Consider the following 7,655-nt stretch of genomic DNA (forward strand, 5'->3'; position numbering starts at 1 on the left):
TGGCCTCATCGCAGGACCAGGTCGCGGTAGGCGGGGTCGGCGGTCAGGGCGTGGTGGGGGCCCTCGGCGGTGATGTGGCCGTCGCGGACGACGACGACGCGGTCCGCGGCGCCGAGGAGGGCGGGGCTGGTGGTGACGATCCAGGTGGTGCGGTCGCTCTCCGGGGCGTGGCGGAGCGCCCTGATGCCGGCGCCGATCCGCTGCTCGGTGACCGCGTCGACGGCGGTCGTCGGGTGGTCGAGCAGCAGGACCGGCGGGTCGGCGGCGAGCGCACGGGCGAGGGCCAGGCGCTGCCGCTGCCCGCCGGAGTACGTCGTCCCGCCCGCGGTGACCTGCTGGTCCAGCCCCTTGGCGTCGAGGGCGGCGATGTCCTGCGCGGCGGCCGCGTCGAGGGCGCGGGCGAGGGCGGCGCCGTCGTGGCGGCCCCGGGGGTCGAGGTTGCCGCGCAGGGTGCCGTGCAGGAGGTGGGCGTGGCGGGGGTTCACCAGCAGTCTGCGGGTGCGCTCGTGGAGGCCGAGCGCGGCCGGGGGCGTACCGTCCAGCAGGACCTCGCCGGTGAGCGCGGCGCCGTGGATCTCGCCGGTCAGCACCCGTACGAGCGTGTCGGCGGCGGCGGGGTCGGGGACGACGAGGCACAGCAGCTCGCCCGGCCGGGAGGCCAGGGTGAAGCCGTCGAGCGCGCCCGTGGTCACGTCCCGGAGCGAGAGCCCCGCGGCGGCGCCGCCGGGCACGCCCTCCTCGCCCCCGGCGAGCAGCGGGGGTGTGCCGAGGAACGCGGTGATACGGGTGGCGGCGGCGTGCGCGGAGCCCACCTGCTCGCCGGTGCGGCCCAGCGCCCGCAGCGGCACCGCGAGGAACTGGGTGAGGCCGACGATCGCGACGAGGTCCCCGGTGGAGATCGTGCCGTCCAGCGCGCGGCTGCCCGCGAGCAGGGTGACGGCGGCGAGGAACAGCCCGGCGAGCCCGGTGGAGAGCGCTTCGAGGGCGCCGTGCGAGGCGGCCAGCCGGATCCCGGCGGCTTTGGCGGCCTGGCTGCTCGCCCGGTAGCGGGCGACGGCCTCGTCCTCCGCGCCGAGGCCCTTCAGGACGCGCAGGCCGCGCACCAGGTCGGCCGCGAGGGCGGAGGTGCGGGCGACCTGGTCGAGCTGGTCGCGGCTGCGCCGGGCGAGGGCGGGGGTGGCGAGCTGGGTGAGGGCCACCAGGACGGGCATGCCCAGCAGCACCACGAGGCCGGTCACCAGGTCGATGCGCAGCAGGATCACCGCGCTGCCCAGCACGGCCGCCGCCGAGGCGAGGGTGTAGCCGGCGGGCTGGGCGAGTGTGCCGGCGCCCTCCGCGTCGGCGGTGGCGAGCGACAGCGTCGCGCCGGGCAGTGCCCCGGTGCGGGCGCCGGCCGGCCGCAGGACGTGCCGGGCGATCTCGACCCGCAGCCGGTGGCGTTCGCGCTGGTCGGTGCGGAACGCCCGGACGGCGCCGTGGAAGTAGCAGACCATCAGCGAGGCGAAGACCAGCGCCAGCAGTCCGCCCCAGGCCGGCAGTGCCCGGGTGCTGCCGGACGCGACGGCGTGGTCGACGATCATGCCGACGACGACCGGGACCATCGCCTCGGAGAACTGCCAGAGCGAGAGCAGCGCGACCACCGCCGCCAGGCCACGCGCGTTGCGCCGCAGCGACCGTCCGACCAGTCGCCCGGCGGAGGCCGGGGGCCCGGCCAGCGGCCGCCGGGTCCCGGTGCGCTGCTGGGTGTCGGTGGGCTGCTGGGTGTCGGTGGGCTGCTGAGTGTCGGTCCGCACCGGCCGCCTTCCGCCCCGCGCCGTGACGTACGCCTCGGGCGACCGTAACACGCTGCCCGTCCGGCGAACCGGCGTACGCCGGACGGCACTTCGTCAGGCGGGGTCGGTCACCTCGCGGCCGGTGGCCAGGACCGTCGCGAGGGCGAGGGCGGCCAGGCCCGCGAGGACGGCGCCGAAGACCGTGGCCCCGGTGGTCAGCCCTACGGCGTCGCTGAGGTACCCGGCAGCGACCGGCAGGGCTCCGGCCAGCAGGTAACCGCCCACGTTGAGCGCCGCGTTGGCCTCGGCGAGGCGCTGCGGCGGGACGCCGGAGTTGAGCAGCGACAGTCCGCCGAGCTGGCCCATGCCCTGGCCGGCGCCGGCCAGCAGCGCGGAGAGGACGAGGACGGCCACCGCCGAGGTGTGCACGGCGACGACCAGCGCGGCCATGCTCAGCGCGGTGCTGACCGCTCCGGCGGCGAGGATGGTGCGGCGGCGCAGCCGCTGGACGGCGAACTGCACGCCGGTGGCGGCGAGGAACATCGCGAAGGCGGTGGCTCCGGCGACGATCCGGTTGGTGGTGCCGAGCAGTCCGGACAGCAGCGAGGGTCCCAGCGAGAGGACGAAGGACGTCGCGGTGATGCCGGGGGCGAACACCGCGATGCCGAGGGCGAGTCGGCGGCCGTTGCCGCGCGGGACACCGGGCACCCGTATCCAGGCGCCGGTGCCGCGTGCGGCGGGCCGGCCGACCGGCATCCGCAGCACGCAGAGCACCGCCGTGGCCAGCAGGACGGCTTCGACGGCGAAGACGGTGGCGGTGGGCGCGGGCGCGAGTTCGGACAGCAGTCCGGCGAGCAGCGGGCCGAGTCCGGCGCCGAAGACCATGGCGCAGGAGGCGAGCAGGGCGGCGGTGCGCCGCCGGGCGGGGCCGGCCACGTCGGTCACCGCGGCCATGCCCGCCGAGACGGCCGCGCCGACCGCGATGCCGGTGAAGAGCCGCGCCACGATGAGCGCGGCCACGCTGGTGGCGGTGGCGAAGACCAGGCAGGCGGCGAGGGCGAGCGCCAGGGCGGGCAGCAGGACGGGTTTGCGGCCGATGCGGTCGGAGAGCACGCCGGAGACCAGCAGCGAGCCGAGCAGGCCGACGATGTAGAAGGCGAACACCACGGTCAGGGTGCCCTTGGAGAAGCCGATGTCGCGCTGCCACAGCACGTACAGCGGGGTCGCCGCGTTCGAGAGCACGAAGACCGCGGTGACGGGCCAGGCCGCCAGCCACACCCAGCGCAGCGGTGCGGCGGGCGGCCCGGCGGCCGGGGCGCGGCGCCTTCCCTGGGCGGCCTGGACGGATCCGGTCCGGGTTTCGGACATGACTGCTCCTCCCGTTGTGCTGCTGGTCTCCAGCAGTACGAGTCGATTCGAACTTAGCATGCAGTACGATTGAAGTCGTACAAGCAGTTCGCGCCGACGAGGAGTCGCCCATGTCCCCGGCCACGATCCCGACCGCGGCGGCCGCACGCGCCGTCAAGGTGCTGCCCGAGCCGTCCGGCCTGCCCGAACCGCTCCCGGAGCCGGGTGTCGACGAGCTGCGCCTGGAGACCGTGCTCGGCGCGCTCAGCGATCCGCTGCGGCTGACGATCGTCCGCAAACTCCTGCTGGAGTCCGAGGACTTCGACCACTCCTGCGGCTGGTTCGGCCTCGACCGGCCCAAGTCGTCGCTCACCCACCACTTCAAGGCGCTGCGCGAAGCGGGCGTCACCCGCCAGCGCCAGTACGGCCTGGAACGCCGCAGCCACGTCCGCGTCGCCGACCTCGACGCCCGCTTCCCCGGCCTGGTCGACCTCGTCGCGGCCTGGACCCCACCGGGGACCTGAGCCGCGGACTCATCCCGCGGGCGCGACGGCCCCGGGTCCGGGCGCCCGCCCGGTACGCGCCCGCGGCAGCGCCCAGCAGGAGACGGCCAGGCCCGCCGCGCTGAGCGCCGCGCCCGCGAGACCCGTCCAGCGCAGCGCCCCCGCGGCGACGACGGCGCCGCCGATCGCCGAGCCCGCGGCGGTGGCCAGCTGGAAGGCGCCGACGTTGACGGCGACGGCGAGGGTCGGCGCCTCCCCGGCGTGCCGCAGGATCAGGCCCTGGAGCGGGGCGATCGTGGCGGTGGCGAACAGGCCGAGCAGCAGGACGGCGAGCACCGCGGTCGGACGCCGGGTGACCGCGAGGGGCGTGCAGGCCAGCACCACGGCAAGCGCCGCGAAGACACCGCGCAGGGTGGCGACCGGCGCCCGGTCGGTGAGGCGTCCGGCGGCGAGGTTGCCGAGGAAGCTCCCGGCCCCGTAGGCGAGCAGCAGGACGGAGACGGTGAAGGGCGCGAAGCCGGTGACGTCGGTGAGCAGCGGGGCGATGTAGGTGAAGACCGTGGCCACCCCCGCGAAGCCGACGGCGGTGGTGGCGACGGCGAGCAGCACCGGGCGCCGGGCCAGCACCCTGATCTCGGCGCGGGCCCCGGCCGGTTCGGCGTCCTGCCGGGGCACGACGGCGGCCAGCAGCGCGGTGCCGAGCAGCGTCACCCCGGTGAGCACGGCGAACGGCACACGCCACGAGGTCCGTTCGCCCAGCAGCGCGCCGAGCGGCACCCCGAGCAGGGTCGCCACGGTCAGCCCGGAGACGACGGCGGCGGTCGCCCGTCCCACCTTCTGCGCGGGCACGACGCGACTGGCGACGACCAGCGCGAGGGCGAAGAAGGCGGCGTGGCTCAGCGAGGACAGCACGCGGCCGAGCAGCAGGACCCGGTAGGACCCGGCGAGCGCGCTCACCGCGCTGCCCGCCGCGAACAGCAGCATCAGCGCCAGGGCGAGGGCCTTGCGCGGTATGCGCGCGGTCAGCAGGGTGACGGCCGGGCCGCCCACGGCGACCCCGAGCCCGTACACGGTGACGGTCTGGCCCGCGGTGCCCACCGACACCCCCAGGTCGGCGGAGACCTGGGGCAGCAGCCCGGCGACCAGGTATTCGGAGGTCCCCACGGCGAAGACGGACACGCACAGGGCCGTGAGGATCACGGAGCTTCGTTTCATGCGGTCACGCTAAAGTCTGACATCGGTGTGAGAGTCAAGCCCGGGAGGCGGACCGTGCGGATCGGCGAGATGGTGCGGCGCACCGGGGTCAGCGAGCGGCTGCTGCGCTACTACGAGGAGCAGGGGCTGCTCATGCCGGACCGGCTGCCCAGCGGCTACCGGGTGTACCGCGAGCCGGACGTCGGCACCGTGCGGCAGATCCGCGCGCTGCTGACCGCGGGGCTTGGCACGGAGACCATCGCCAGGGTGCTGCCGTGCGTCCGCGAGGAGGGCGAGGCGCTGGTGCCGGTCTGCTCCGACCTGGTCGCCGAACTGCGCAGGGAACGGGAGCGGATCACCGCCGCCATCGACGACCTCCAGATGTCGCGCGGCCTGCTCGACACCGTCATCGCGAGCGGCCCGGACGCTCCGCGGAACGGCCGTCCCGCGGCCTGACGGCCGACGCAGACGTGTCCGGCGGCCCCTGACGGGACGTCGATCCGCAGGTCCCGGGCGTGGCGCGTTCCGCCCGTGGTCCAGACCTCTTTTGGTCCAGACCTATTGACGCGCCCTGCCGCCGCTCCTACGATCCCGACGGTCACACGCGCGCATGTCTCCACGTCACCCTGAGCGGGCGTCACGCCCTCCCCCCACTCACTTGCTCATGCCCTTGGCACGTGGCGAGAAGGGAGCACAGCATGTTCCGTCGGAGGTCGTCCCTCCCCGACCGGCCGGCCCGACCGCCGGCCGGCGGGCAGCGCACCAGCCGTACCGGCCGCCGCTCGGCCGCCGTGAACCGCACCGTCGCCGGGGTGAGCGCCGCGGCCGTCGTGGGCGCCTGCGTCGCGCTCGTCGGCACCGGGGCGGCGGCCGGCGCGGCCGCCGCCAACCTGGTGGCCAACCCCGGCTTCGAGAGCGGGCTGTCCGGCTGGACGTGCAGCGGCGGCGCCGCCGTCACCAGCCCGGTGCATTCGGGCAGTTCCGCACTGAAGGGCAGCCCGAGCGGTTCCGACAGCGCGCAGTGCTCGCAGACGGTGAGCGTCCAGCCCAACTCCGCGTACACGCTGAGCGCTTACGTCCAGGGCAGCTACGTCTACATCGGCGCGACCGGCACCGGCGGCACCGACCCGTCCACCTGGACCCCGGGCGCGTCCTCCTACCAGCAGCTCAGCACCACCTTCACCACGGGCGCCAGCACCAGGTCCGTGACGGTGTACGTGCACGGCTGGTACGGCCAGCCCACGTACTACGCCGACGACTTCAGCCTCAGCGGCCCCGGCGGCACCGGTACGACGCCGCCCACCTCGCCGACGACCACCCCGCCGACCTCGCCCACCACGAAGCCCCCGACCACGCCGCCGACCACACCGCCCACCACTCCCCCGACCACCCCCACGACGACACCGCCGACCAGCACCCCGCCGGGCAGCACCTGCGCCACCAAGCCCCGGCCCTCCGGCAAGGTCCTGCAGGGCTACTGGGAGAACTGGGACGGCGCCGCGAACGGCGTCCACCCCGGCCTCGGCTGGACGCCGATCACCGACAGCCGGATCGCCCAGCACGGCTACAACGTCATCAACGCCGCCTTCCCGGTCATCCTCTCGGACGGCACCGTCGAGTGGCAGGACGGCATGGACACCGGCGTCAAGGTGGCCACGCCCGCCGAGATGTGCCAGGCCAAGGCGGCCGGGGCGACGATCCTGATGTCCATCGGCGGCGCCGCCGCGGGCATCGACCTGTCGTCCAGCGCGGTCGCGGACCGCTTCGTGGCGACCGTCGTGCCGATCCTCAAGCAGTACAACTTCGACGGCATCGACATCGACATCGAGACCGGCCTGTCCGGCAGCGGCACCATCAACACGCTGTCGGCCTCGCAGGCGAACCTGGAGCGCATCATCGACGGCGTGCTGGCGCAGATGCCCGCGGGCTTCGGCCTGACGATGGCGCCCGAGACCGCGTACGTCACCGGCGGCAGCGTCACCTACGGCTCGATCTGGGGCGCGTACCTGCCGATCGTCAAGAAGTACGTGGACAACGGCCGGCTGTGGTGGCTGAACATGCAGTACTACAACGGCAGCATGTACGGCTGCTCCGGCGACTCCTACGAGGCCGGTACGGTCGCGGGCTTCACCGCCCAGACCACCTGCCTCAACAACGGGCTGACCATCCAGGGCACCACGGTCAAGGTGCCGTACGACAAGCAGGTGCCCGGCCTGCCCGCGCAGCCCGGCGCGGGCGGCGGCTACATGGCGCCCGGCCTGGTCGGCCAGTCGTGGAACGCCTTCGGCGGCTCGCTGAAGGGGCTGATGACCTGGTCGATCAACTGGGACGGTTCAAAGGGCTGGACCTTCGGCGACAACGTCAGGTCCCTCCAGGGACGCTGACGCCCCGCCGGGGGAGGCCCGCCGCGCGCCCCGGTCCGTGACGTTCCGCGTCACGGACCGGGGCGCGGGCCGCTTCCGGGCCCGGCCGCGCACTCCTCCTCAGGTGCCCCCGCCGTGTGCGGGGGCACCGGCGTGTCCGGGACCGGACGGGGTTCGCGCATGCACGCCACCTGTGTCCCGTGCGTCACTCGTGACACAGTGGAATCCCGTGGCGCTGCGGCGAGTTGGCGGCCCGGCGAGTGCCCGCACGGCGACCTGTCCCCCCACGTCTTCCCCCCACGGAGGAACCATGCTCACCAGACGAAGGGGCCGCCCGGCCCGTCGTCAGGTCCGGGCGCAGCAGGTCGTCCTCGACGCCGAGGCCGCCGTCCGGGCCGAGGATGCCGTTCTGCTCCCAGTCGCGCCGCCAGCGGTGCGGGTCGGGGAAGCCGAACCACTGGAAGGGGCCGGAGGAG

6 protein-coding genes and 1 pseudogene are annotated in these 7,655 nt (G+C 74.8%); 3 read left to right on the top strand and 4 right to left on the bottom strand.

The annotated features are described in order from the left end of the window. Nucleotides 1-5: 5 nt before the first annotated feature. Nucleotides 6-1,793 (bottom strand): ABC transporter transmembrane domain-containing protein, encoded by a 1,788-nt coding sequence (locus ACWERV_RS05045; protein ID WP_452928911.1) that lies wholly within the window; start codon nucleotides 1,791-1,793, stop codon nucleotides 6-8. A 93-nt stretch (nucleotides 1,794-1,886) separates the two neighbouring features. Continuing rightward, a complete protein-coding gene (locus ACWERV_RS05050) occupies nucleotides 1,887-3,140 on the bottom strand; it encodes an MFS transporter (RefSeq protein ID WP_452928914.1) in 1,254 nt (417 codons plus the stop codon). Between the two features lie 110 nt (nucleotides 3,141-3,250). On the opposite strand from ACWERV_RS05050, the gene ACWERV_RS05055 reads away from it, so the two are divergent. Then, entirely contained in the window at nucleotides 3,251-3,643 is a 393-nt protein-coding gene (locus tag ACWERV_RS05055) for an ArsR/SmtB family transcription factor (protein WP_452928917.1), read from the top strand. Between the two features lie 9 nt (nucleotides 3,644-3,652). Here the strand turns inward: ACWERV_RS05055 and ACWERV_RS05060 are convergent, their stop codons facing one another. Further along, nucleotides 3,653-4,837: an MFS transporter gene (locus tag ACWERV_RS05060; protein WP_452928920.1), complete on the bottom strand. Its 1,185-nt coding sequence runs from the start codon at nucleotides 4,835-4,837 to the stop codon at nucleotides 3,653-3,655. A 54-nt stretch (nucleotides 4,838-4,891) separates the two neighbouring features. On the opposite strand from ACWERV_RS05060, the gene ACWERV_RS05065 reads away from it, so the two are divergent. After that, nucleotides 4,892-5,272 carry a MerR family transcriptional regulator gene (locus ACWERV_RS05065; RefSeq protein WP_452928923.1) on the top strand — a complete coding sequence of 127 codons (381 nt, stop codon included), beginning with the start codon at nucleotides 4,892-4,894 and terminating at the stop codon, nucleotides 5,270-5,272. A gap of 242 nt (nucleotides 5,273-5,514) precedes the next feature. Beyond that, nucleotides 5,515-7,200 carry a carbohydrate binding domain-containing protein gene (locus ACWERV_RS05070; protein ID WP_452928926.1) on the top strand — a complete coding sequence of 562 codons (1,686 nt, stop codon included), beginning with the start codon at nucleotides 5,515-5,517 and terminating at the stop codon, nucleotides 7,198-7,200. 184 nt (nucleotides 7,201-7,384) lie between these two features. Here the strand turns inward: ACWERV_RS05070 and ACWERV_RS05075 are convergent. After that, nucleotides 7,385-7,655, bottom strand: a pseudogene (locus ACWERV_RS05075) (hypothetical protein); the annotation flags it as partial.

This window comes from Streptomyces sp. NPDC004031 (genome assembly GCF_053604375.1).

Bases quoted from the DNA above. Each gene is read 5' to 3' on its own strand.
- ACWERV_RS05055 (WP_452928917.1), top strand. From the start codon at position 3,251: ATGTCCCCGGCCACGATCCCGACCGCGGCGGCCGCACGCGCCGTCAAG.
- ACWERV_RS05060 (WP_452928920.1), bottom strand. From the start codon at position 4,837: ATGAAACGAAGCTCCGTGATCCTCACGGCCCTGTGCGTGTCCGTCTTC.
- ACWERV_RS05050 (WP_452928914.1), bottom strand. From the start codon at position 3,140: ATGTCCGAAACCCGGACCGGATCCGTCCAGGCCGCCCAGGGAAGGCGC.
- ACWERV_RS05070 (WP_452928926.1), top strand. From the start codon at position 5,515: ATGTTCCGTCGGAGGTCGTCCCTCCCCGACCGGCCGGCCCGACCGCCG.